General features: G+C 60.8%; 24 protein-coding genes. 12 read left to right on the top strand and 12 right to left on the bottom strand.

The window, feature by feature from the left end; genetic code table 11:
- Window positions 1-41: 41 nt before the first annotated feature.
- The 5 genes from hflK (AC1MDC_RS20525) to cfaB all read left to right on the top strand — a co-directional run bounded on the left by hflK (AC1MDC_RS20525) (window position 42) and on the right by cfaB (window position 7,355).
- Window positions 42-1,988, top strand: a complete 1,947-nt coding sequence (hflK, locus tag AC1MDC_RS20525) for a protease modulator HflK (RefSeq protein ID WP_480393565.1) — start codon at window positions 42-44, stop codon at window positions 1,986-1,988.
- Complete coding sequence (hflC, locus tag AC1MDC_RS20520) at window positions 1,985-3,031, top strand: protease modulator HflC (protein ID WP_085696676.1); 1,047 nt, start codon at window positions 1,985-1,987, stop codon at window positions 3,029-3,031. The genes hflK (AC1MDC_RS20525) and hflC overlap by 4 nt, the downstream gene beginning before the upstream one ends.
- A complete protein-coding gene (gene hflK, locus AC1MDC_RS20515) occupies window positions 3,028-4,086 on the top strand; it encodes a protease modulator HflK (protein ID WP_480393564.1) in 1,059 nt (352 codons plus the stop codon). Before hflC ends, hflK (AC1MDC_RS20515) begins: the two co-directional genes overlap by 4 nt.
- On the top strand, window positions 4,083-5,990 hold the full coding sequence (locus tag AC1MDC_RS20510) for a heavy metal translocating P-type ATPase (protein WP_480393563.1): 1,908 nt from the start codon (window positions 4,083-4,085) through the stop codon (window positions 5,988-5,990). The genes hflK (AC1MDC_RS20515) and AC1MDC_RS20510 overlap by 4 nt, the downstream gene beginning before the upstream one ends.
- A 177-nt stretch (window positions 5,991-6,167) precedes the next feature.
- On the top strand, window positions 6,168-7,355 hold the full coding sequence (gene cfaB / locus AC1MDC_RS20505) for a C17 cyclopropane fatty acid synthase CfaB (RefSeq protein WP_480393562.1): 1,188 nt from the start codon (window positions 6,168-6,170) through the stop codon (window positions 7,353-7,355).
- 2 nt (window positions 7,356-7,357) lie between these two features.
- Here cfaB and cls read toward each other — a convergent pair whose 3' ends face one another.
- On the bottom strand, window positions 7,358-8,797 hold the full coding sequence (gene cls / locus AC1MDC_RS20500; RefSeq protein ID WP_480393561.1) for a cardiolipin synthase: 1,440 nt from the start codon (window positions 8,795-8,797) through the stop codon (window positions 7,358-7,360).
- Between the two features lie 146 nt (window positions 8,798-8,943).
- On the opposite strand from cls, the gene AC1MDC_RS20495 reads away from it, so the two are divergent.
- On the top strand, window positions 8,944-9,462 hold the full coding sequence (locus tag AC1MDC_RS20495) for a DUF3617 domain-containing protein (RefSeq protein ID WP_007954220.1): 519 nt from the start codon (window positions 8,944-8,946) through the stop codon (window positions 9,460-9,462).
- Window positions 9,463-9,507: 45 nt separating this feature from the next.
- On the opposite strand, the gene AC1MDC_RS20490 is transcribed toward AC1MDC_RS20495, so the two are convergent.
- The 6 genes from AC1MDC_RS20490 to folE2 are packed head-to-tail and all read right to left on the bottom strand — an operon-like array spanning window position 9,508 to window position 14,720.
- Window positions 9,508-10,845, bottom strand: coding sequence for a dihydroorotase (locus AC1MDC_RS20490; RefSeq protein ID WP_480393560.1), 1,338 nt, complete (start codon window positions 10,843-10,845; stop codon window positions 9,508-9,510).
- A 3-nt stretch (window positions 10,846-10,848) separates the two neighbouring features.
- Window positions 10,849-11,409 carry a gamma carbonic anhydrase family protein gene (locus AC1MDC_RS20485; RefSeq protein ID WP_011336655.1) on the bottom strand — a complete coding sequence of 187 codons (561 nt, stop codon included), beginning with the start codon at window positions 11,407-11,409 and terminating at the stop codon, window positions 10,849-10,851.
- Window positions 11,406-12,281 (bottom strand): metal ABC transporter substrate-binding protein, encoded by an 876-nt coding sequence (locus AC1MDC_RS20480; RefSeq protein WP_085702268.1) that lies wholly within the window; start codon window positions 12,279-12,281, stop codon window positions 11,406-11,408. Before AC1MDC_RS20480 ends, AC1MDC_RS20485 begins: the two co-directional genes overlap by 4 nt.
- An 11-nt stretch (window positions 12,282-12,292) precedes the next feature.
- The gene (locus tag AC1MDC_RS20475) at window positions 12,293-13,159 is read right to left on the bottom strand and encodes a metal ABC transporter permease (protein WP_085702269.1); all 867 of its coding nucleotides are present in this window, start codon (window positions 13,157-13,159) and stop codon (window positions 12,293-12,295) included.
- The gene (locus AC1MDC_RS20470; RefSeq protein ID WP_480393559.1) at window positions 13,159-13,827 is read right to left on the bottom strand and encodes a metal ABC transporter ATP-binding protein; all 669 of its coding nucleotides are present in this window, start codon (window positions 13,825-13,827) and stop codon (window positions 13,159-13,161) included. Before AC1MDC_RS20470 ends, AC1MDC_RS20475 begins: the two co-directional genes overlap by 1 nt.
- Window positions 13,824-14,720 (bottom strand): GTP cyclohydrolase FolE2, encoded by an 897-nt coding sequence (folE2, locus tag AC1MDC_RS20465; protein WP_085696694.1) that lies wholly within the window; start codon window positions 14,718-14,720, stop codon window positions 13,824-13,826. Before folE2 ends, AC1MDC_RS20470 begins: the two co-directional genes overlap by 4 nt.
- Window positions 14,721-14,804: 84 nt before the next feature.
- On the opposite strand from folE2, the gene AC1MDC_RS20460 reads away from it, so the two are divergent.
- A complete protein-coding gene (locus tag AC1MDC_RS20460; RefSeq protein WP_480393558.1) occupies window positions 14,805-16,004 on the top strand; it encodes an N-acetylmuramoyl-L-alanine amidase in 1,200 nt (399 codons plus the stop codon).
- Here AC1MDC_RS20460 and AC1MDC_RS20455 read toward each other — a convergent pair.
- Window positions 16,001-16,375, bottom strand: coding sequence for a glutamine synthetase (locus AC1MDC_RS20455; protein WP_085696698.1), 375 nt, complete (start codon window positions 16,373-16,375; stop codon window positions 16,001-16,003). The two genes, AC1MDC_RS20460 and AC1MDC_RS20455, sit on opposite strands and share 4 nt — an antisense overlap.
- A 223-nt stretch (window positions 16,376-16,598) precedes the next feature.
- Between AC1MDC_RS20455 and zigA the strand changes: the two genes are divergently transcribed.
- Entirely contained in the window at window positions 16,599-17,804 is a 1,206-nt protein-coding gene (gene zigA, locus AC1MDC_RS20450; RefSeq protein ID WP_085696700.1) for a zinc metallochaperone GTPase ZigA, read from the top strand.
- Window positions 17,804-18,454, top strand: coding sequence for a DUF1826 domain-containing protein (locus AC1MDC_RS20445; protein ID WP_085696702.1), 651 nt, complete (start codon window positions 17,804-17,806; stop codon window positions 18,452-18,454). Before zigA ends, AC1MDC_RS20445 begins: the two co-directional genes overlap by 1 nt.
- 4 nt (window positions 18,455-18,458) lie before the next feature.
- Here AC1MDC_RS20445 and AC1MDC_RS20440 read toward each other — a convergent pair whose 3' ends face one another.
- Window positions 18,459-18,815, bottom strand: a complete 357-nt coding sequence (locus AC1MDC_RS20440) for an NADH:ubiquinone oxidoreductase (RefSeq protein ID WP_085696705.1) — start codon at window positions 18,813-18,815, stop codon at window positions 18,459-18,461.
- Between the two features lie 25 nt (window positions 18,816-18,840).
- Here AC1MDC_RS20440 and AC1MDC_RS20435 point away from each other — a divergent pair, with 25 nt between their 5' ends.
- Window positions 18,841-19,812: a CobW family GTP-binding protein gene (locus tag AC1MDC_RS20435; RefSeq protein ID WP_085696707.1), complete on the top strand. Its 972-nt coding sequence runs from the start codon at window positions 18,841-18,843 to the stop codon at window positions 19,810-19,812.
- A 1-nt stretch (window position 19,813) separates the two neighbouring features.
- Here AC1MDC_RS20435 and AC1MDC_RS20430 read toward each other — a convergent pair whose 3' ends face one another.
- Window positions 19,814-20,227: a DUF3301 domain-containing protein gene (locus AC1MDC_RS20430; RefSeq protein ID WP_085696709.1), complete on the bottom strand. Its 414-nt coding sequence runs from the start codon at window positions 20,225-20,227 to the stop codon at window positions 19,814-19,816.
- Window positions 20,228-20,344: 117 nt separating this feature from the next.
- Here AC1MDC_RS20430 and pdxY point away from each other — a divergent pair, with 117 nt between their 5' ends.
- Window positions 20,345-21,217: a pyridoxal kinase PdxY gene (gene pdxY / locus AC1MDC_RS20425; RefSeq protein WP_085696711.1), complete on the top strand. Its 873-nt coding sequence runs from the start codon at window positions 20,345-20,347 to the stop codon at window positions 21,215-21,217.
- Window positions 21,218-21,260: 43 nt separating this feature from the next.
- Here the strand turns inward: pdxY and AC1MDC_RS20420 are convergent, their stop codons facing one another.
- A complete protein-coding gene (locus AC1MDC_RS20420; protein WP_003229693.1) occupies window positions 21,261-21,743 on the bottom strand; it encodes an acyl-CoA thioesterase in 483 nt (160 codons plus the stop codon).
- 282 nt (window positions 21,744-22,025) lie between these two features.
- Between AC1MDC_RS20420 and AC1MDC_RS20415 the strand changes: the two genes are divergently transcribed.
- Window positions 22,026-23,789 carry a cation:proton antiporter gene (locus AC1MDC_RS20415; RefSeq protein ID WP_085696713.1) on the top strand — a complete coding sequence of 588 codons (1,764 nt, stop codon included), beginning with the start codon at window positions 22,026-22,028 and terminating at the stop codon, window positions 23,787-23,789.
- A gap of 21 nt (window positions 23,790-23,810) precedes the next feature.
- Here AC1MDC_RS20415 and AC1MDC_RS20410 read toward each other — a convergent pair whose 3' ends face one another.
- Window positions 23,811-24,218 carry an SMI1/KNR4 family protein gene (locus tag AC1MDC_RS20410; protein ID WP_007954245.1) on the bottom strand — a complete coding sequence of 136 codons (408 nt, stop codon included), beginning with the start codon at window positions 24,216-24,218 and terminating at the stop codon, window positions 23,811-23,813.
- Window positions 24,219-24,319: the final 101 nt, after the last annotated feature.

The raw sequence follows: 24,319 nt of genomic DNA, 5'->3' as shown, positions 1-24,319 counted from the left end.
TCGTAACGATATGTGTGGAAAGCCAAGGGTTTTGGGGGGATATGCAAGTCGATCTGGATGAAGGCACGCAGGTGACCGCGATGCCGCGCTTTCAGCAAGCGGCGACGCAGGGCCGGCGTTTGCGTCGCCTGGCGATCGGTCTGGGCGTGTTGGCCGGGGCGGGATGGGGGCTGGCATTTTTCGTCGGCCTGTTTGCGCCGCAATCGCTGTGGCCCGCATTGCTGGTCAATCAGAGCGCGGCGTTGCTGGTGCTGGTGGCCGGGTTGCAATCGGCGTGGTGGGTGACGCGCTGGCGGGCGCGGGTGATCAATCCCGTCGTGCCGGTGACGGCTGCTGAGGAACCAGCGCCGCAAGGCTGGTACGAGCGCCTGCTGGATCGCATGAGCCAGCGCAGTCTGCACCTGCTCAGGCAGATTGGCGCGGCCACATTGTGGTTGGGCGGGTGGTCGGTACTGGTGCTGTTGAGCATCGAGCAAATATGGAATCTGGCGTTGCCGGCGGCGGGTGTGGGCTTGTCTGCCACGGTTGGCGCGGCCATCGCTTTGCTCCTGGCATTCGCTCTGCTGGTGCTGGAGCGGCAACTGGCGCAGGAAAACCCGGCGCAATGGCCCGAGGCCGGAGCGCTGGCGCAACTGACGCGAGTGGCGATCATCAGTCTGGTGTTGGGCGCGTTGTGCCTGCTTTTCGCCAGTGAGAGTGCAATCTGGCCGGTGCGTCTGGCAGTGTTGATCGGCATTCTGCCGGGACTGGTTGCCTTGGAATTACTGCTGCGTGCGCTGCTGTCGCTGTTCAGCCCGCGCCGCGAACAACTCGAACCGGTATTGCTGGCGCGCAGTTTCGTCGCCGATTTGCTGCGCTGGCCGCCACAACCGTTGCTCGCATTGCAGCACGAATTGCACAACCGTTTCGGCATCGATCTGCGTCAGATCTGGGCCTTCAGTTACATGCGTCGCGCCTTCTTGCCGGTGTTGCTGCTGGTGGCAGCGGTGGGTTGGCTGCTCACCGGCCTTCACGAAATTCCGCTGCAAAGCCGTGGCATCTACGAGCGCTTCGGCAAACCGGTGCAGGTTTTCGGTCCGGGTTTGCACGCCGGTTTACCCTGGCCGCTGGGGCGCGTGCTGAATGTTGAAAATGGTGTTGTGCACGAACTGGCGACCAGCGTCGGCGAGAACCCGACGCCCGCGCAGTTGGACCCGGCAGAAGGGCCGGCGCCTTTCACCGCGAATCGTTTGTGGGACGCCAGCCACGTCAACGACAAGTCTCAGGTTATCGCCAGCAGCCGTGGCGATCAGCAGAGCTTTCAGATCGTCAACATGGATGTGCGCTTCGTCTATCGCATAGGACTGAGCGATCAAGCCGCGCTGGCCGCCACCTACAACAGCGCCGATGTACCGACGCTGATCCGCAGCACCGCCAGCCGGATTCTGGTGCATGACTTTGCCTCGCGTACTCTCGACGGATTGCTTGGCGAGGACAGGACCGGGCTCGCCGAAGAAATCGGCCGCGCCGTGCAAGGCGATCTGCAGAAACTCGACAGCGGCGTGGAAATTCTCGCCACGGTGGTCGAAGCGATTCACCCGCCGGCAGGGGCGGCCAATGCCTATCACAGCGTGCAAGCGGCACAGATCGGCGCTCAGGCATTGATCTCCCGCGAGCGCGGCGCTGCTGCCGAAGCGAGTAACCAGGCGCAATTGCAGGCCAGTCTCGCTCGGGATCAGGCCACTGCCAACGCCCACGAAATCAATGCCACCGCCCGGGCGGCGGACCTGAAATTCAGCGCCGAACAAAAGGCCTACGCCAGCGCCGGCCAAGCCTTCGTGCTGGAGCAATACCTCAGCCAACTCAGCCAGGGTTTGAGCAAAGCCAAACTGTTGGTACTCGACCATCGCCTGGGCGGCAGCAGTAATGCGCCGACCATCGATCTGCGTACGTTCACGCTGCCGGCAGACCCGGCGCGCACCACCGCTCAGCCAGGAGCCACCCATTGAGCCAGTCGCACACTCACGATCACCATGACCACAGCGGCCACGATCATGCTCATGGCGGCGGTCATCACCATCACGGGCATCATCACCATCACCACGGCGCGCCGGAAGAGGCGGGGCCTTTTCCCTGGAAACGCATGGGTTGGGCAGCGTTACTGGTGGCCTTTGCCATCGCGGCGGCAAGCCTGGTGCAAGTGCGCTCCGGTGAAGCCACGGTCATCACGCGGTTTGGCAACCCGTCCCGCGTGTTGCTGGAACCGGGTCTGAGTTGGCGCTGGCCGGCACCGTTCGAAGCGGCGATTCCGGTAGACCTGCGTTTGCGCACGACCTCCAGCGGCTTGCAGGACGTCGGCACCCGCGATGGTTTGCGCATCATCGTTCAGGCGTACGTCGCCTGGCAGGTACAAGGCGACCCCGACAACGTGCAGCGCTTCATGCGCGCCGTGCAGAACCAGCCGGACGAAGCGGCGCGGCAGATTCGGACGTTTGTCGGCTCGGCGCTGGAAACCACGGCCAGCAGTTTCGATCTGGCCAATCTGGTGAACACCGATGCCAGTCAGGTTCGCATCGCCGATTTTGAAGCGCAGCTGCGTCAGCAAATCGATCAGCAACTGCTCGCCACTTACGGGGTGCGCGTGGTGCAGGTGGGCATCGAACGGCTGACATTGCCATCGGTGACCTTGACTGCAACGGTTGACCGGATGCGTGCCGAGCGTGAAACCATCGCCACCGAACGCACCGCCGTCGGCAAGCGTGAAGCGGCGCAAATCCGCTCCGCCGCCGAACGCGATGCGCGAATCGTGCAAGCTGATGCCACGGTGAAAGCCGCCGATATCGAGGCCCAATCGCGGGTGGAAGCGGCGCAGATTTACGGACGTGCTTACGCCGGTTCGCCGCAGCTGTACAACTTGCTGCGTTCGCTGGACACCCTGGGCACCATCGTTTCGCCAGACACCAAGCTGATCCTGCGCACCGACGCCGCGCCATTCCGGGTGTTGGTCGACGGTCCGCCCAATCTCGACAGCAAAAGCGGAACGCAGCCATGAATGAAGTTCCACGTGGAACACATTCGCTGAACAGTCCCTGGATTCAAGCGGGACGTCTGGCGTTTTTCGCCCTGTACGCAGTAACCGTGCTCGCGGCGTTGGCCTGGGCATTTTCCAATGTGCGGCAGATTGACCCGCAAAATCGCGCGATGGTTTTGCATTTCGGAGCGTTGGATCGCATTCAGAATGCCGGGTTGCTATTGGCGTGGCCGCAGCCGTTTGAACAGGTAATTTTGTTGCCGGCGGCGGATCGGGTCATTGAGCGACGGGTGGAAAATCTGCTGCGCAGTGATCGGGCCGTGCGGGCGGATCGCGTCGCCACCTTCGCCACACCGCTGAGTGACGCGCTGGCCGGTTCCGGTTATCTGCTCACCGGTGATGCCGGCGTTGTGCAGCTGGATGTGCGGGTGTTCTACAAGGTCACCGATCCCTATGACTTTGTGCTGCAAGGCGAACATGTTTTGCCGGCACTGGATCGAGTGGTGACGCGAAGCGCGGTTGCGCTGACGGCTGCGCGGGATCTGGACACCATTCTGGTGGCGCGGCCCGAGTTGATCGGCGCTGACAATCAGGCCGCCGAACGTCGCGAACGGTTGCGCGGTGATCTGGTGCAAGGCATCAACCGACGTCTCGCCGAGTTGAAGGCGAGCGGTCAGGGCATCGGCATCGAAGTGGCGCGGGTCGATGTGCAATCGAGCCTGCCGGAGCCGGCGGTGAGTGCTTTCAACGCCGTCCTCACCGCTAGCCAGCAAGCCGACAAGGCGGTCGCCAATGCCCGCACGGACGCTGAAAAGCTGACCCAGTCCGCCAACGAACAGGCCGACCGCACGCTGCAAGTCGCCCACGCCCAGGCCGGTGAGCGCCTGGCCAAAGCCTCCGCCGACACGGCGACGGTGCTGAGTCTGGCCAAGGCGCAACAGCAGGGCACTGATCCACAAATGCTGTTGCGTTTGTACCGCGAGCGGATGCCAAAGATTCTCGGCCAGGCCGGTTCGGTGACCACGGTCGATCCGAAAGACGATTCACGCCTGATCATTCAGGGAGCCAGCCAATGACTGCCACCACCTCCGCTCCGAGCCTGTTGTCTTCGGCCGAACAACGCCGCGCCGCGCGCCAGTTGACCCTGGCGATGCTCGCCCTCGGCTTGCTTGGTCTTGGACTGATCTGGCGCTGGTTGATGCCGGAACAGACCGGCGTCAGTCAGTTGTTGCTCGGATTTGCTTCTTTATTGGTCGCGGTGCCGGTGATGCGTTCTGCGTGGTTCAGCCTGCGTTATCCGAGCCTGCACGGCATCACTGATCAATTGATCGCCCTGGCGATGATCGGGGCCTGGGCCACGGGCGATCTGCTCACCGCTGCGCTGTTGCCGATCATCATGATCTTCGGCCATGTGCTGGAAGAGCGCAGTGTGATCGGCTCCCAGGAAGCGATTCATGCCCTCGGCCAACTGACGCGCAGCCATGCGCGCAAGGTGCAGGCGGACGGCTCGGTCATCGAAGTCGACAATGGTGCGCTCAAGGCCGGCGACAAAGTTGAAGTGCGCGCCGGCGATCGCGTGCCGGCGGACGGTCGGGTGGTGTCCGGTCAGGCCAGCCTAGATACGGCGTCGATCACCGGTGAGTCGGTGCCGGTGGAGGCGGTTGTCGGCATGGCGGTGTTCGGCGGCGCGATCAACCTCGACGGGTTGCTGCGAATTGAAGTGACCCGTACCGGGGATGAGTCGACCCTCGGCAAGGTCATCGCGCTGATGCAAAACGCCGAACGCTCCAAGCCGCCGATCACCCGTTTGCTCGAACGCTATGCCGGCAGTTACATGGTGCTGGTGTTGTTGCTTGCGGCAGTCACTTGGTTCATCACCAACGATGCGCAGGCGATGCTCGCGGTGCTGGTGGCGGCATGCCCATGCGCGCTGGTGTTGTCGGCGCCGGCCACGGCGATTGCCGGAGTGGCGGTGGCCGCTCGGCACGGGATTCTGATCCGCAGTTCGGCGTTCCTGGAGGAATTGGCTGATCTCACTTCGCTGGTCGTCGACAAGACCGGCACCCTGACTTACGGCACGCTGCGCTTGCAGTCGATCAGCAGCCCGCGAGCGGATCACGGATCGGTAATGGCACTGGCCGCGAGCCTGGGCGCGGCGAGCAGCCATCCTGTCAGCCGCGCGCTGGCCGGACTGGTCAGCGCGGAAGAGGTGTTGGTGCTGACCGATATTCATGAGCGGCAGGGGTTGGGCGTAGTGGCCAAAACCGCGCAAGGCGAGGCCGCACTCGGGCGCCCGGAGCTGTTTGCGCAGTTGGGCATCCCGACCACCGCGATCCCCGAACACGATGGCCCGCTTGCCGGATTGGCATTGAATGGCGAATTTCTCGCCTGGCTGTTGCTGGCCGACACCGTCAAACCGGAAGCGCGATTTGCGTTGAGCGAGCTGCGTGACCTCGGGCTGGGGAGGCAACTGCTGTTAACCGGTGACCGGCAGAGCGTTGCGCAAACCCTGGCCATGGACATCGGCCTGCATGAAGTAGAAGCCCAGGCGTTGCCCGAAGACAAACTCAACCGAGTGCTCAAGGAAATCGATAACGGCTTCCGGCCGATGGTGGTCGGCGACGGGATCAACGATTCGCTGGCGCTCAAAGCAGGTGTCGTCGGGGTGGCGATGGGCGCGGGCGGCGCGGACATTGCGTTGGCGTCAGCCGACATCGTGCTGATCGGCAGTGACCTGCGTCGGCTCGGCACCTGTGTGCGCCTGAGTCGTCAGTGCCGAAAAACCTTGCAGGTGAACGTGATCATCGGCCTGGGCTGGACGCTGGCCATCGTGGTATTCGCGGCCTTCGGCTGGCTCGGTGCGGCGGGCGCGATGATCGCTGCATTGCTGCACAACCTGAGCACGCTGCTGGTGCTGGGCAATGCTGGCCGGCTGCTGCGTTTTCAGGAGCCGCTGCTGAAACTGAAGGCATCGGACTGATCATTTTTCGAACTGTGCGCCGCTCTCGCAGTCATTTGAGAAGGCGCACTGAAACACGGATGACCGCGCGGTGACAGCCGCTGTGAATGATAGTCGGCGACTATCAGATCGATAGCCTGCTAATTTTCAAGGATGGTCTACCCTCAGATCAGACGTCTGAAACCAGGGGGATATTCCATGCTCGCGCAACTTCCACCGGCCTTACAGAATCTGCAGCTTCCGCTTCGCCTGCGACTCTGGGACGGCCATGAATTCAATCTGGGCCCGACGCCCAGCGTCACCATCGTGGTCAAGGACCCGTTGATGGTGTCCCAGTTGACCCATCCAAGCCTCGACGCGCTGGGGGCGGCGTTTGTCGAGGGCAAACTTGAACTGGAAGGGTCGATCAGCGAGGTCATCCGGGTGTGCGATGAGTTGAGCTCCGCGCTGCTCGATGAAGACGAAGACAGTCACCCGGTGCGCACGCTCCACGACAAGGAAACCGACGCCAAGGCCATCTCCTATCACTACGATCTGTCCAACGCGTTCTACCAGCTGTGGCTGGACAGCGACATGGCGTATTCCTGCGCGTATTTCGAAACCGGCAGCGAAACCCTTGAACAGGCGCAACAGGCCAAGTTCCGGCACCTGTGTCGCAAGCTGCGTTTGCAGCCGGGTGATTACCTGCTGGACGTCGGTTGCGGCTGGGGCGGTCTGGCGCGTTACGCCGCCCGTGAGTTCGGCGCCAAGGTCTTCGGTATCACCCTGAGCAAGGAACAACTGGCGCTGGCTCGTGAGCGGGTCAAGGCTGAAGGCCTGGAAGACCAGGTCGAACTGCAGCTGCTTGACTACCGCGACCTGCCTCAGGATGGGCGTTTCGACAAAGTGGTCAGCGTCGGCATGTTCGAACACGTCGGCCACGCCAACCTCGCCGAATACTGCAAAACCCTGTTCGGCGCGGTGAAAGAGGGCGGTCTGGTGATGAACCACGGCATCACCGCCAAGCACACCGATGGCCGTCCGGTGGGGCGCGGTGCCGGGGATTTCATCGAGAAGTACGTGTTCCCCAACGGCGAGCTGCCGCACCTGGCGATGATCTCGGCCGAGATCAGCGAAGCGGGTCTGGAGATTGTCGACGTCGAAAGTCTGCGTCTGCATTACGCGCGCACCCTGGACCACTGGAGCGAACGGCTGGAGGACAATCTTGAAGCCGCCGCGAAACTGGTGCCGGAGCAGGCGCTGCGTATCTGGCGTCTGTACCTGGCGGGCTGCGCTTACGCATTCGCTCGCGGCTGGATCAACCTGCACCAGATTCTCGCCGTGAAAGCCCATGCCGACGGCAGCCATGAACTGCCGTGGACCAGGGACGACATCTACAACCCTTGAACCTAGAGAATCGGTGAAATCAGCCGGGCGATCCGCATGCCGACCTGTTGCAGGCGATGGATCTCCCGGCTTTCTTCTTTGGCGACCTCGTAGGCTTGGGCAAAGTCGTCATTGAGCATCTGTTCCACGCTGGCGGCGAATTCGCTGTCGACGGTCAGCAGCATCACTTCGAAATTCAGCCGGAACGAGCGGTTGTCCAGATTGGCGCTGCCGATGGCGCTGATTTCGCTGTCGATCAACACCACTTTTTGATGCAGGAATCCCGGTTCATAGCGGAATACCCGCACGCCGGCGCGCACCGCTTCGAACGCGTACAGGCTGGATGCGGCGTAGACGATGCGGTGGTCGGGACGCGAAGGCAGCAGCAGACGCACATCGACCCCGCGCAATACCGCGAGGCGTAATGCGGCGAACACGGCTTCGTCGGGAATGAAGTAGGGGCTGGTGATCCACACGCGCTCGGTGGCGGCGTGGATGGCTTCGACGAAGAACAGCGAGCAGGTTTCGTAGGCATCCGCCGGGCCACTGGCGAGTACTTGGCAAAGTACGCCGTCCTCCGGGTAGGCGTCCGGCAGGATCAGCGGCGGCAATGACCGCGCGGCCCAGAACCAGTCTTCGGCAAATGACTCCTGCATGCACGCGACCACCGGGCCGCGCACCTGGACGTGGGTATCGCGCCACGGTGCCAGCGGTGGTTTTTCACCCATGTACTCGTCGCCAACGTTGTGGCCGCCGACAAACCCGATCAGCCCGTCGACCACCACGATCTTGCGGTGGTTGCGGAAATTCACCTGGAAACGATTGAGCCAGCCGCCGCGGGTGGCGAATGCTTTGACCTCGACGCCGCCATCGCGCAGCGCCTGCACGTAGCTGTGGGGCAGGGCGTGGCTGCCGATGCGGTCATAGAGCAAATGGATCACCACGCCTTCGGCCGCTTTTTTCAGCAACAGGTCACGCAGGCGCTGACCGAGTCGATCGTCGTGAATGATAAAAAACTGGATCAGCACGGCTTCCCGCGCCTGGTCGATTGCGTGGAAAATCGCCTCGAAGGTGGCGGCACCGTTGATCAGCAATCGCACTTCATTGTTGGCCAGGCACGGCATGCGCCCCAGTTTCGGCATCGCCCGCAACGAGTCATACGCATTCGAGGCGCGGGCGGTCAGGGCTTCTTCCACCCACGGCCGCCAGTTGAGTTCGGAAATCGCCTGGCGCATCTGTTCGTTGGCCTGGCGGCGGGCCTTGATGTAGCCATCGAAGGTGCTGCGGCCGAACACCAGATACGGGATGAGGGTGAGGTAGGGAATGAAGATCAGCGACAGCGCCCAGGCAATCGAGCCTTGTGCCGTGCGTACGGTCAATACGGCATGGATCGCAGCGATCGAGCCGAGGGTGTGTATCAGGGCGATCAGGTAACCGAAGATGTGCGGTCCGAAATAATCCATGGGGCAACCTTGCTCCTGAAGATTCAATGCTTAACAGACCATGTTCCAGGGCGATTGTCGCTATTTGTTTTCAAGTCGCCAGCGTCCGCCATGAACCGAAACAGGCGGCCGGCGTCTAACGGCCACTACTGATCAGGAGTTTTTCAATGAACGTTCGTCTGCTGGGTTTGGCGCTGGGCCTGGGTTTGGCCTTGCCGGTGGTTGCTCAGGCGCAAATGCTGCAGCCGGGGTTGTGGGAAATGACGTCGAGCAATGTGAAGGTCGATGATCAGGTGATGGATGTGCAGTCGATCCTCGGCCAGATTCAGGGCCAGATCACTCCGCAACAACGGGCTGAACTGGAGAAGCAGGGGATCAACATCGGCGGCAAGGGCATTCGCGCCTGTCTGACGCCGCAGCAGGTGGCGACCAACGATATTCCACTGGCGGATCCACAGTCGGGCTGCAAGCAGCAGATCACCGAGCGTGTCGGCAACCAGTGGAAATTCCGCTTCAGTTGCCCGAAAGCCCAAGGCACCGGTGTCGCGACGTTCCTCAGTGACCGCGAGTTCACCACCGTCGCCAACGGTACTTTCAACGCCATCGGGATCAACCAGAAGGGCAGTCTGGAAACCCGGGCAGTCTGGCTGGGTCAGGATTGCGGTACGGTCAAACCGAGAGCGTAACGTCACTGTCGAAACCGCCTCCACATCGAGTGGAGGCGGTTTTTTTCAGCGCATGAACCGCAGCGGCAATCCCTGACAGTTGTCATGGATCCGATGGTCATGCCACGCAATTTGCCCCGAAACCAGCGTCGTGCTGACCCGATGCCGAAAGCTGCGCTGAGCGAACGGCGTCCAGCCGCATTGCGACAGAACCGGCTGGCGTGACACCGCGACACCCTTGGGCTCCGGTTGCACCAACACCAGATCCGCCCAATACCCCTCACGCAAATAACCGCGATCCGGAATGGCAAACAGATCCGCCACCCGGTGACTGGTCTTGGCCACCAGTGTGGTGATCGGCAGCACGCCATCCGCCACCAGTTCCAACAACGCCGGCAGCGCGTGTTGCACCAGTGGCAGCCCGGACGGCGCCTGTTCATACGCTTGCTGTTTTTCCGCCCAGGTGTGCGGCGCATGATCGCTGCCGATCACGTCCAGCCGATTGCTTAGCAGTGCCTGGCGCAGGGCGTCGCGATCGCTTTGGGACTTGATCGCCGGATTGCATTTGATCAGGTTGCCGAGGTTCGGATAGTCACGGTCATCGAACAGTAGATGGTGCAGGCAGACTTCGGCGGTGATGCGTTTTTGCGACAGCGGCTTGTCTTCGAACAACGCCAGTTCGCGGGCCGTGGTCAGGTGCAGGACGTGCAGACGAGTGCCATGACGTTTCGCCAGATCCACTGCCAGAGACGACGAACGAAAGCAGGTATCCGCATTGCGGATCAGCGCGTGGGCATCGGCTGGCAAATGATTGCCGTAGCGCTCACGCAGATTCCCGGCATTCACTTCGATGCTCGGCGTGTGTTCACAGTGGGCCAGCAGAATCGTCGGCACTTGCGCGAACAGGCGCTCGAGGGTGTTCGGGTCGTCCACCAGCATGTTGCCGGTGGACGCGCCCATGAACACTTTCACACCGGCCACTTCACAGGGATTGAGCGCCGCGACGGTGTCCAGATTGTCGTGACTGACACCGAAGTGAAAACCGTAGTTGGCCACCGAGGTGATCGCAGCCCGGCGCTTTTTGTCGGCCAGCGCTTCAAGGGTCAGCGTGGCAGGGTTGGTGTTGGGCATGTCCATGAAACTGGTGATGCCCCCAACCACGGCAGCACGGGATTCGGTGTGGATGCTGCCCTTGGCCGGCGCACCCGGCTCGCGAAAATGCACCTGGTCGTCAATCATGCCCGGCAGCAACCATTGGCCGTTGGCGTCGATTTCACGGGTCGCGTTTTCACCTTCGATGCTGCCGGCGATCTTGATGATGCGCCCGTTGCTGACCAACAGATCGGCGTCGAACTGACGACCTTCGTTCACCAGCCGCGCATTGCGAATCAACATACTGCTCATGATTCAGAACTCGTTCTGCAGGGCTTTGTAGCCGCGCACCAGGTCGACGTTGGTACGCGCCACGTCTTCGGAAAACTCGGAGGCGCTGACGCTCACCGGCGGGAATTGCGAGAGGTCGGTACCCGGACCGATGCGGGTGGTGGAGGGCACATAGAACGCGTCCGGCAGGTCCCGGCCGTCGACCACCGAGTTGTGCCGCACCACGCAACCGTTACCGACCACGCAGTTGAACAGCACGCTGTTGAAGCCGATGAAAACGCGGTCGCCGACCGTGCACGGGCCATGCACGATCGAACGGTGGGCGATGGAGCTGAATTCGCCGATGGTCACCGCTGCGCCGGATTTGGAGTGGATCACCACGCCGTCCTGGATGTTCGAATTGGCGCCGATGGTGATCGGTTCCATCTCGCCCGTGGCGTCCACTTCATCAGCGCGGATCACCGCGTACGGGCCGACGAAAACGTTTTCGCCGATCACCACTTTGCCGCAGATGATCGCGGTTTTATCGACGTAGGCAGACTCGGCAATCTGCGGCAAATCACCGGAAGGATTTTTTCGGATCATGGCTGGCTCAGGGCTTGGTAGAGAGTGTTGAGGTTGTATTCGAACAGCCCGGTGAAGGTACTGGCCGGACCGTTGGCGGCGAGGGCGTCGGAGTACAGCGTGCCGCCGATGTGTGCGCCGCTTTCGTCGGCGATCTGTTTCAGCAGGCGCGCGTCCTTGATGTTTTCCATGAACACCGCTTTGACCTTGGCCTGGCGGATCTGGGTGATCAGCGCGGCGACTTCGGCAGCAGAAGGTTCGCGTTCGGTGGACAGTCCTTGTGGCGCCATGAAGTCGATGCCGTAGGCCTGACCGAGATAACCGAAGGCGTCATGGCTGGTGACGATCTTGCGGTTGCCCGGCGGCAGCGAACCGAGCTTGGTTTTTGCTTGGGCGAGGAGGGCGTAGATCTGTTTCAGGTAGGCCTGGCTGTTGCGCTCGTAGTCGGCTTTGTTGGCCGGATCAGCAGCGATCAGCGCCTTGGTAATGTTGGCAACGTACAGCTCGGCGTTTGCCAGGTTGTGCCAGGCGTGAGGGTCGGGGACGGTTTCGCCGTCCTCATCCAGCGAGCGCGGAATCACGCCGCGACTGGCACTGATCACTGGGGCTCTTGTGTTGGTGCTGGCGACCAGCCGATCCAGCCAAGGCTCGAAACCCAGCCCGTTCTTGACGATCAGTTTCGCCTTGAGCAGGGCCTTGGCGTCATCCGGAGTGGGTTCGTAAGTGTGGGCATCAGCGTCAGGGCCGACCATGTCGGTGATCTGGATATGCTCACCGCCGACCTGATGCACCATGTCGGCAAGGATGCTGAAACTGGTGACCACCGGCAGTTTTTCCGCCGCCGATAACGACATCGACAGCATCAGGCTGAACAGCACGAGTAGAGCGCGCATCGGGAAACACCTCATTGGGATGTGAGCAAAGGCGGGCGGCGCAACAGACCGTGAACCGGTCCGAACACCACGGAAAACACATAGCCGCCACCGGCGACCAGCACGATGGCCGGGCCGCTGGGCAGCGAGTAGTAGAACGACAGCAACAGACCGAGCCATACCGATGCGCAGCCAATGAGCGCGGCGATGGCGATCAGGATCGGCAGGCGTCGACTCCAGAAGCGTGAGGCGGCGGCTGGCAGCATCATCAGACCGACCACCATCAGGGCGCCGATGGCCTGGAAACCGATCACCAGGTTGAGCACCACCAGCGTCAGGAACACGCCATGGGCGACGGGGCCGAGTCGGCTGACCGTGCGCAGGAAAAACGGATCGAGCGTGTCGAGGAGCAAGGGTTTGTAGATTAATGCCATGGCCATCAGGCTAAGCGCTGATACCCACAACATGCCGTTAAGGGTTGGCCCGTCGACCGCCAGTGCAGAGCCGAACAGCAGGTGCAGCAAATCCAGTCGCTTGCCGGCGATGCCGAGAATCAGCACGCCGCTCGCCAGCGAGATGGGATAGATGGCCGCGAGGCTGGCGTCTTCGCGCAGGCCGGTGCGTCGAGTGATCCACGCGGCGAGTCCGGCCATGCTCAGGCCGGCACCGAGCCCGCCGAGGGTCAGCGCTGGAAGACTCAGCCCGGCGAACCAGAACCCCAATGCGGCGCCGGGGAGAATGCCGTGGGCGACGGCATCACCGATCAGGCTCATCCGCCGCAGGATCAGGAAAACGCCCAGTGGTGCAGTGCTGCACGCCAATACCAGACCGCCCAGCAAGGCCCGACGCATGAAGACGAACTCGTGGAACGGCTGCCATAAATGACTGAGCGCGAGCATCAGGCCACCTGCGTGTGAGGCGTTTGCTGGATGAGGTCGACGCTGCTGCCGAATGCGCAGCCGCTCGGTTTGATCAGCAAGGTTTGTGGAATGTGTTGGCGCACGGCGGCAAGGTCATGGCAAACCACGACCAGGGTTCGTCCCTGCTCATGCCAGGCGTGCAGGTGTTGCCACAGCAATGTCTGACCCAGTTCGTCGAGTGCGGCATGGGGTTCGTCGAGCAGCAGCAACGGTGTGTCGGCCAGGCTCAATCGGGCGAGCAGGGCGCGTTGCAGTTCTCCGCCGGAGAGGGCCATCAGGGGACGATGTTCCAGCCCGCCGAGGTGCCAATCTTCGAGTGCGGATTCAAGACGTTGAGCCCTGAGTTGCGATGACAGTCGGCGTCCCCAAAAACCTGCAGCCACCAATTCCTGGAGGCTGATCGGGAACTGTCGATCCAGATGCTGCTGTTGAGGCAGGAAGGACAAACCGCTTTGGCGTGGAACACCCAGTTCGACCTTGCCGGCCAATGGTCGCTGTAACCCGGCGATGACTTTGAGCAGGCTGCTTTTGCCGCTGCCGTTGACGCCGATGATTGCCGTCAGGCTGCCGCTTTCCAGCTTTAGGTCAAGCGGCGCGGTAAGCGGTTGGCCGGGTGCTCCCCAGCTCAGATTCTGGCAACGAATCATGGCTGCTCCCGGCTCCAATGACTCTCGGCGACGGCGTCGTGAGCGTGAAGGCTTTCGGCGTGGATAACTCGAACATGGAATTCGCTGACACCCGGTGAGCGGCGCAGTGCCTGGTTCAGGCGGCGGGCAGCGTCTTCGCAGAACATCAGGTTCTGGCCGTTGGCGAGGGCGAAGGCTTGTTCGTCGGCGCGTTTTACAGCGGTTTGTACAGCGGTGCCGAGGGCTGCTTCGGCGTCGTTGATGATGGATGTCAGAGGCAGTTCATCAATGAATTCATCCAGATGTAGATGCAATTGCGCAGTACTGCGTTGACTGTGAGGTGTGGCGACAATGCCTTGGGTCGAGCCCAACCACGCCAACACATCGGCGTGTTGCAGCGGTTTGTTGGCGAAGTCGTCGACGAATTGTTGCTGGATCAACTGCCTCGCCAATGCCGCGGAACAGGGGCAAGTCGAGGAATACGCGACGTCGATTTTCAGTTCCACGTGGAACACTTTGTTTTTCAGCCGGGCTGAAACAGTGACCGGATAGGTTTTCCATCCTGCCAACGGGCTGACCAATGCCGGCCTTCTGAGCAGTAAATCAGCGTGGATATTGAGATAGGCGGCGTCGGAGAGCTCTTCGTGGCTGTCGAGGAAGCGTTGCAGAACTTGTCGCAGAAGGGCCGGCGAAAGATTCTGCTGCTCCAGCGTTTCCAGCCCCAGATACAGTCGCGACATATGAATGCCGCGTGCGTCTCCATCGTCAAGACTGACGCCTGCATCCGCTTTTGCGGCCAGGCGCTGGCCTTCGATAAACACAGGTAAAGCGATGCCGCACATCCCCACCCATTCGAGAGGCAGGGCCTGGCGAGCGGCTTGAGCCGCGACATCCGGCAAAGTCAGCGCGTTCATGAGCAGTTCCATGATGGTTATTGGATTTGATGTTACATTATAACAATTCAAACCACGATGCCTTTTTCATGAACAGGCTTTCATATGCACAGACGCCACTTGCTCAACTTGATGCTGGCCAGCGCGGCCTTTGTTTTGCCTTTTTCAGTGCCCGCCGCGCAGATACGGAATGCTCGGCTTTGGCGTTCGGATGAAAAGCTTCGGCTGGTATTCGATCTAAGCGGGCCTGTGAGCTACAAGACATTCACTTTGAGTACGCCTGAACGCTTGATTATCGATTTGAGCGGGGCGAGCCTGGATGGCGATTTCAGCCAATTAGCGTTATCCGGCACCCCGATTCGCTCGATTCGCTCCGGCCATTTTGGCCAAGGAAACACCCGGATCGTGCTGGATTTAAGCAGTCCGGTTCAGCTTAATTCTTTCTTGCTGGCGCCTCAGGATGGACAAGGTCACCGCTTGGTTTTGGACTTGATGGGAGCTCCGGCAGAGCTTCCGGCAAGCGTTCCACGTGAAACACCACAAGAAAAATCCCATTCCAAGCGCGACATCATGGTGGTAGTCGACCCGGGTCATGGCGGGAAAGATCCAGGTGCAATCGGCGCCAAGGGCGAGCGGGAAAAGGATGTAGTTCTGTCCATTGCGCGACTGCTCGCACGAAGACTCAAGCGAGAGAAAGGCTTTGATGTGAAGCTGGTTCGTAACGACGATTTCTTCGTCCCGTTGCGCAAACGTGTGGAGATAGCCCGTCAGCACAAGGCCGACATGTTCATTTCGGTACACGCCGATGCTGCGCCACGTCTGACGGCTTCCGGGGCATCGGTGTATTGCTTGTCCGAAGGCGGTGCTACGTCCGCCACCGCACGGTTCATGGCGCAGCGTGAGAACGGCGTGGATCTGCTCGGTGCAACCAGCCTGCTCAATCTCAAGGACAAGGATCCGATGCTTGCTGGCGTGATTCTCGACATGTCGATGAACGCGACCCTCGCTGCCAGTTTGCAACTCGGAAGCACAGTGCTGAGCAGTCTGGCCGGCATCACCACGCTGCACCAAAAGCGCGTGGAACAGGCTGGATTTGCTGTTCTGAAATCACCGGACGTGCCGTCAATTCTTGTGGAAACCGGGTTCATTTCCAACGCGCGGGACAGTCAGCGCCTGGTGACGGCGCGTCATCAACAGGCCGTGGCCGATGGTTTGTTTGACGGCTTGCAGCGCTATTTCCAGAAAAGTCCACCCATCGACAGCTACATGGCCTGGCAACAAGAGCAGAAAGGATCACGGGTTTAACACCCGATGATCCGGCTGCAGGTGAACTTCGCACTGCTGCCGCCGGAGCTGGAGAACCGATTGATCGTCGTCCAGCCTACGCGCCGGTTGTAGCCAACCCAGGCTTCTCCATCAGAAGCGATGCCGGTGAAGAACGTGAGTTGCCCATAACGGCTATTGGTTTGTGCCCAGTAGCGGTTGCCCGCTTTCTCGAATCCGCGCACGTAAATTGTGCTGCCGACGGTGTTGACGCTATAGGCGTTGCCGTTGGCATCAATGCAAGCCAACAGGTTTGCGCTGCGTGTGCAGTTGGCGAGCCCCGGCACTTGTGCTTCGGCACTCAGCGTCAGCATTGCCAGGCAGATAAGCGAGTACTTCAGCACGGTTTCCATGACGTCACTCGGCGACAAACTGATTGCAGCTTCCGGCCCTTTGTCACTTTGGGCAAGAAGAGAGTAGATTGAATTTGTTGTTATACTATAACATTATTCAGACAAGGCTTTTCGTGGCTTCTTTTTCAAGCGTCCGCTTCCCAGGTGATCTCATCGAAGCCCAAGAACGCTAGCCCCGAGAGCTTCCAGCGCTGTTTAGCGAACGTCTGATGAGGTTTATCCAATGTCTTCCCGACTTCCCGTGACCGTTTTGTCCGGCTTTCTCGGCGCCGGAAAAAGTACACTTTTGAATTACGTACTACGTAACAGAGACGATCTGCGCGTTGCCGTTATTGTCAACGATATGAGCGAGATCAATATCGATGGCAGCGAAGTCCAGCGTGATGTCAGCCTGAATCGTGCCGAAGAGAAGCTCGTGGAAATGAGCAACGGCTGTATCTGCTGTACGTTACGCGAAGACCTGCTTGAAGAGGTCAGCCAGCTGGCTCGTGAAGGCCGTTTCGATTACCTGCTGATCGAATCCACTGGAATCTCCGAGCCATTGCCAGTGGCCGAGACGTTCACCTTCCGCGATGAGCAGGGGCAAAGCCTTGCCGACATCGCTCGCCTCGACACTATGGTCACTGTAGTCGACGGCATGAATTTCCTGCCGGACTACCAGGCTGCTGAAAATCTCGCTTCCCGTGGCGAATTTCTCGGTGAAGAGGATGAGCGTTCGATCACCGATCTGCTGATCGAACAGATCGAGTTCGCCGACGTTCTGTTGATCAGCAAGATCGACCTGATCAGCAGTCGCGAGCGGGAGGAGCTGATGGCCATTCTCAGACGTCTCAACGCTCAGGCCGAGATCATCCCGATGGTCATGGGTGAAGTACCGCTGGAGAAAATTCTCAACACCGGTCGTTTTGACTTCGAAAAAGCTGCCCAGGCCCCAGGCTGGTTGCAGGAACTGCGTGGGAAACATGTGCCGGAAACCGAGGAGTACGGCATTGCATCCACAGCCTATCGGGCGCGTCGACCCTTTCATCCACAGCGCTTTTTCGACTTCATCGATCGCCCTTGGGTAAACGGCAAACTGCTGCGCTCCAAAGGCTTCTTCTGGCTGGCCAGCAAACCCACCGACGCTGGCAGCTGGTCCCAGGCCGGAGGCCTGATGCGCCACGGTTTCGCCGGGCGCTGGTGGCGCTTCGTGCCAAAAGAACAATGGCCACAGGATCAGGAAAGTACCGCCGCGATCATGGAAAACTGGAACGCCAGCGTAGGCGATTGTCGCCAGGAGCTGGTGTTTATCGGGCAGAACATAGATTTCGCACAGCTGTCGTCGGAACTGGATGATTGCCTGCTGACCGATGCCGAAATGGCGCTCGGTACTCAAGGCTGGCGACAACTGCACGATCCCTTTGGCTCCTGGCACGACGAGGTGGCCTGATGCTCGCCCTGAAACCGCTGCCCGGCAGCACGCGTCATCAATCGTTCGGCCAGACCCCGCAGACGCTGGCGGACATTCTTGACGACGAGACCAACCTCGCGGTCTGGCAACGCCAGCTTCCGCTGCACATTTCCGAATTTGCGGACCTGTTACTTTCTCTGAACGAACCTTACGCAGAGGCGCTGTGCCTGGAATTGCCGGACGATGACGCAGAGCCGGATCTCACGGGACTGGCCAGCGGTTTTCGTGATCTGCAGGGTTACGAAGGGTTTATCGCCGACCTGAAATGGTTGATCAGTGCCTTCGCCTGCCTGTTGGGTGCACGGCGGATCGGTTTGCGTCTGCGGGTATTGGACAAGGCCATGTGTCCGCGTTTTCACGTCGATCATGTGCCGGTGCGATTGATCACGACGTATGCAGGTGTCGGCAGTGAATGGCTAAGGGAAGGGCAGATGGACCGTCGGCAACTTGGCCAACCGCAAGCCGAGCTGCAGGAAACGTCACGTATTCAGCAATTGAATCGGGGCGAGGTGGCATTGCTCAAAGGCGAAAAATGGCACGGCAATGAAGGTTTCGGGCTGATCCATCGCTCGCCGCAGCCGGCGCCGGGTGAGCGGCGGCTGATGCTGACCCTCGACTGGCTCGGCTAGCACCTCAGGGCTTGAGCCATTCCCCCTGGCTCTGAGCCTCGCAATAGGGCTGCAAATACGCCGCATCGGTGGCAACGCCGTAATAGTGGATATCCTGGCGATAAGGCATATTGGCGACTTGCGCGCTGCTGCACACGCCGAATGCGCCGACGGGGCAATGGTCGACGTATTGAACCTCGACTTTCTGCCCGGCCAGGGTCGGCTGGCAGAAGCCGTCGTTGAACAGTTTTTCCGGGATGTTGCGATTTTGCTGGCAGACTTTCACGTCAAGCCGCTCCGCCTGGCTGTGCACCACACAGGCCTGTGCCAAAGCTTCGCCGGACATCAGCATCAACAGCAACGACCACCCCATCCACCGCATCTTCGACCTCCAGAAAACCTTGATCATGTTGCAGAACATTCCCACCCACGTCATCGCCGGCCCCTTGGGCGCGGGCAAGACCAGCCTGATCCGCCAGCTCATGGCTCAGCGACCGGCGGGCGAGCGCTGGGCGGTGCTGATCAATGAGTTCGGCCAGATCGGGCTCGACGCTGCGCTGTTGACCCGCGACGCCGATGGTATCGCACTGGGTGAAGTGGCCGGGGGCTGTTTGTGTTGCGTGAACGGGGCGCCGTTCCAGATTGGTCTGGGGCGTTTGTTGCGCAAGGCGCGGCCGGATCGGTTGTTCATCGAGCCCTCGGGGCTCGGGCATCCGGCGCAGTTGCTGAACCAGCTGAACGAGGCGCCGTGGCAAGGCGTACTCGCCGTACAGCCTTGCGTGCTGGTACTGGACGCCAAGGCTCTCGCCGCAGGCAAACCGTTGCCGGACGCGCAGCAAGAGGCTTTGGCCAGTGCAGGCCTGCTGCTGTTGAACAAAGCGGAAAACCTCGACGAGACCACGCGCGAGCGAATCAGCCGACAGTTGCCGCCTGCCCGACTGATCTGGACGCAGCAGGCAATGTTGCCGCTCAGCGAGTTGCCGGGTCTGGCGGTACAGGCGCAAGCAGGTGTGGATAAGTTGATCGTGCCCCAAGGGCTGGCGCAGATGCCGGCCATCTGGAGCGATCCGGCGTTGCCGATCTGTCTGAGTCAGGCGCAGGAAGGTGGCTGGAGTATCGGTTGGCGCTGGCATCCGAGCCAGGTATTCGATGTATCGGGGATTACCCAATGGCTGAAAAGTCTGAACTGGCGCCGGGCCAAACTGGTGATTCACAGCCCGGACGGCTGGCAGTCAGCCAATGCGCTGGACAATGCCGAGCTCAGCTGGCTGCCCAGTGAATGGCGCAAGGACTCCCGGATCGAGCTGATTTTCGCCGAGCCACAAGCGGTCGGTGAATTACAGGCTGCGCTGGCTCAGTGCCGGCTTCAGACGAGCTGATTCAAGGCTTCCACTTGGTGTGTTCCTGACGCCATTGGCTCAGCTCGATCACTTCACCACGCGGCTTGGTCACTTCCACCACGGGCGGTGAGTCATCGAACGGCGCCGGGTAGGGCGCCAGCTCGATCTGGGCGCTGTGTGCTCCGAACTGGGTGATGGTGCCGTTGTGCCGGGTTTCGCCGGTCACGGTAAATTCGAAATTGTAGACCCGGGCCAGGCGTCGCCGGCCACTGGCGTCCTTGATCAGGCCGATCTTCTTCAGCGCCACGTTACCGTCGAGCAACTCGACGCCGACATTCACGCAATGCTGTTTGACCCGCTCCAGCGCCCGCTCGCGCAAGCCGTGGTTGTGCCAAAGCCACGCACCGGCGACGGCGAACAGCATCAGCACGAAAATGTTTTCCAGGGTGAGCATCAACACGAAACTCCAAATGATGGCGTCAGCTTAACTGCGTCGCCGGTCTGTCGTACAGGCTGCGTTTCGTCGCATACTGCGCGGCTTGAATTTCAATCGTTTTACGGAAAAACCCGAATGAAACGTACGCCTCATCTGCTCGCCATCCAGTCCCATGTGGTGTTCGGCCACGCCGGCAATAGCGCTGCGGTTTTTCCGATGCAGCGGGTCGGGGTGAATGTCTGGCCGCTCAATACCGTGCAGTTCTCCAACCACACCCAGTACGGCCAGTGGGCCGGAGAAGTGCTCGTGCCGCAGCGGATCCCCGAGCTGGTCGAAGGCATCGCCGCCATCGGTGAGTTGGGTAATTGCGACGCGGTGCTGTCCGGCTATCTCGGCAGTGCGGCGCAGGGCCGGGCGATTCTCAGTGGCATCGAGCGGATCAAAGCGGTTAACCCGAAAGCCCTTTACCTGTGCGACCCGGTGATGGGGCATCCGGAAAAGGGTTGCAGCGTTCCTGCCGAGGTCAGTGAGTTTCTGCTGGAAGAGGCCGCCGCCGTTGCGGATTTCATGTGTCCGAACCAGTTGGAGCTGGACAGCTTCGCCGGGCGCAAGCCGCAGTCGCTGTTCGATTGCCTGGCGATGGCGCGGGCGCTGCTGGCACGTGGGCCGAAAGCGGTGCTGGTCAAACATCTGGATTATCCGGGCAAGCCGGCGGATGGTTTTGAGATGTTGCTGGTGACGGCCGAGGGCAGCTGGCATCTGCGGCGTCCGCTGCTGGCGTTTCCGCGTCAGCCGGTGGGAGTGGGCGATCTCACGTCCGGCCTGTTCCTGGCGCGCGTGCTGCTCGGCGACAGTCTGGTGGCGGCGTTCGAATTCACCGCAGCGGCGGTGCATGAGGTGCTTCTGGAAACTCAGGCTTGCGCCAGTTACGAGTTGCAATTGGTGCGGGCGCAGGACCGGATTGCGCATCCTCGGGTGAAATTCGAGGCTACGCCGATCAGTCTCTGATCATTGCCGCGCTCGCGGACGGGGTCCGCGAGCGCGCTTTCAATCAGGCGTCGCCCTTGATTTCCTGATAGCGCTTTTCCAGCTCCTGACGGATCTGCCGGCGTTGCTGCGCCTGCATGTAGCGGCGTTTGTCTTCGCTGTTCTGAGGTTGCAGCGGCGGTACGGCGGCGGGTTTGCGCTGATCGTCCACCGCAACCATGGTGAAGAAGCAGCTGTTGGTGTGGCGCACCGAGCGCTCGCGGATGTTTTCGGTCACCACTTTGATGCCGACTTCCATCGAGGTATTGCCGGTGTAGTTCACCGACGCCAGGAAGGTCACCAGCTCGCCGACGTGGATCGGCTCGCGGAAAATCACCTGATCCACCGACAGGGTCACCACGTAGCGGCCGGCATAGCGGCTGGCGCAGGCGTAGGCCACTTCGTCGAGGTATTTGAGCAGGGTGCCGCCGTGGACATTGCCAGAGAAGTTGGCCATGTCGGGGGTCATCAGTACCGTCATCGACAGCTGGGCGTTTCCGGGTTCCATAACGTTCTCACGGGTCAAGGCAGGGTTGCTGAAAGAAACACCTCTGCGGGTGCCTGGTCGCTTTTCAAAAGCACCGTTATCGGGACGCCAGGCAACTGGCCGCCGTCACGCCCGAATCGATCTGTTTCCATATATTGCACCGCCTTTCAGCCGGAAGTCGCGGTGTTACCCTGCAAAAGCGCCTCTCCAAGGGCGATTCCTACACCCAAAGCGGATTTTTACTCAGCTCGCCCAGACATTTCCCATGCCTGCGTGAGCCTCGTCATTCAAGGAGCCCACACCATGCATGCCATCAGCTTTATTCAGGATCTGGCGGTGATCATGTTGGTCGCAGGTGTGGTGACCGTTCTGTTTCACCGCTTCAAGCAGCCAGTAGTGCTCGGCTACATCGTCGCCGGCTTCATCATCGGCCCGCACACGCCGCCGTTCGGCCTGATCCACGACGAGGAAACCATCAAGACCCTCGCCGAGCTCGGGGTGATTTTCCTGATGTTCTGCCTGGGCCTGGAGTTCAGCCTGCGCAAGCTGTTCAAGGTCGGCGCCACGGCATTCATCGCGGCGTTCCTGGAAATTGTCCTGATGATCTGGATCGGCTACGAAATCGGCCGCTGGTTCGACTGGAACACCATGGATTCGCTGTTCCTCGGCGCAATCCTGGCGATTTCCTCGACCACCATCATCGTCAAGGCGCTCAATGACCTGAAGATGAAAAACGAGCGCTTCGCGCAGCTGATCTTCGGCGTGCTGATCGTCGAGGACATTCTCGGCATCGGCATCATCGCCTTGCTGTCGAGCATTGCGGTCAGCGGCACGGTAAGTTCCGGTGAAGTGTTTTCCACAGTGGGCAAGCTCTCACTGTTCATGATCGTCGCGTTGGTCGTCGGCATCCTGTTGGTGCCACGACTGTTGGCCTACGTGGCGAAGTTCGAAAGCAACGAGATGCTGCTGATCACCGTGCTGGGGCTGTGTTTCGGCTTCTGCCTGCTGGTGGTCAAGCTCGAGTACAGCATGGTGCTCGGGGCGTTCCTGATCGGCGCAATCATGGCCGAGTCGCGGCAACTGCTGAAAATCGAGCGCCTGATCGAGCCGGTTCGCGACCTGTTCAGTGCGATCTTCTTCGTCGCCATCGGCCTGATGCTCGACCCGATGATTCTTCTGCAATATGCGTGGCCGATCGCGGTCATCACGGTAGCCGTGGTGCTGGGCAAGATGCTGTCCTGCGGCCTCGGTGCCTTTATCGCCGGTAATGACGGACGCACCTCACTGCGCGTGGGGATGGGGCTTTCGCAGATTGGCGAATTTTCCTTCATCATCGCGGCGCTGGGGATGACGCTGCAGGTCACCAGCAACTTCCTTTATCCGGTGGCCGTGGCGGTTTCGGTGATTACCACGTTGCTGACGCCGTACCTGATCCGGGCTGCCGATCCGCTGTCGATCAAGTTGTCCGCCGCGATGCCGCAGCGTCTCGGTCGCGTATTCGGAATGTACGGCGAATGGTTACGCAGCATTCAGCCGCAGGGTGAGGGCGCGATGCTGGCCTCGATGATCCGGCGAATCCTGCTGCAGGTCGGGGTCAATCTGGCGCTGGTGATCGCGATCTTCTTTGCCGGCGCTTTCTTTGCCGGGCGCCTCTCGATCTGGATGCAGGACTGGATCAGCGATCCGAGTTGGCAAAAGGCGTTGATCTGGGGCGGGGCATTGCTGGTGTCGTTGCCGTTCCTGATCGCGGCCTATCGCAAGCTCAAGGCGCTGTCGATGCTGCTGGCGGAGATGGGCGTGAAGCCGGAAATGGCCGGGCGTCACACACAGCGAGTGCGCCGGGTAATCGCCGAAGTGATCCCGATCATCTCGCTGCTGGTGATTTTCCTGCTGCTGGCAGCCTTGTCGGCCAGTATCTTGCCGACCAACAAGTTGCTGGTCTTGGTCGCCGTGGTCGCGGCCGCCGTGGCGGCGCTGCTCTGGCGCTGGTTCATCCGGGTGCACACGCGGATGCAGGTGGCCTTGCTGGAAACCCTCGACAACCACAAGGAGTCGTCGGGGCATTGACCTCCCAGGGTGAGGGGCGTTTCAGCTTTCCAGCCAGACGTCCCGCGCCCAGTGCCAGACCGATTCCCAGGACTCTTCGGTAATCAGTTCTTCTTCGCCGGACCACAGCACCACGGTGCCGTCTTCTTCGACGCAGTAGTAGTCGTCACCGTCCTGGCAGATCGGGATCAGGTCACGCGGCACGCCGGCATCCCAGGCATTGGCGGCTACGTCCGGCAGGTAGGTGTGGGATTGCGGGTCAGTGACGGTCACCGGCTCCAGGCTGCCGTAAACCACGTCGCTGACGGTCAGCAGAAACTCTTTGAAGACGAACGGGATGTTGATGAAGAGCTCTTCTTCGATTTCCACCAACTGGTCTTCGTCAGGCAACTCCAGGGGAACCGGTACGGGTTCGTTGGCTTCGCGCAGTTGTTCGATGATTTCTTCCACGTCCGGGATCCTCTTGCTTGAATGGCGCGGTTCATATGGGCCGGTTTATACAGTAGCTCGCTACAGATGCAACCGCGAAATAGAAAACCCCGGCCGAGGCC

It is taken from the genome of Pseudomonas sp. 1, assembly GCF_056626735.1.
This window is presented reverse-complemented; position numbering and strand designations above follow the sequence as displayed.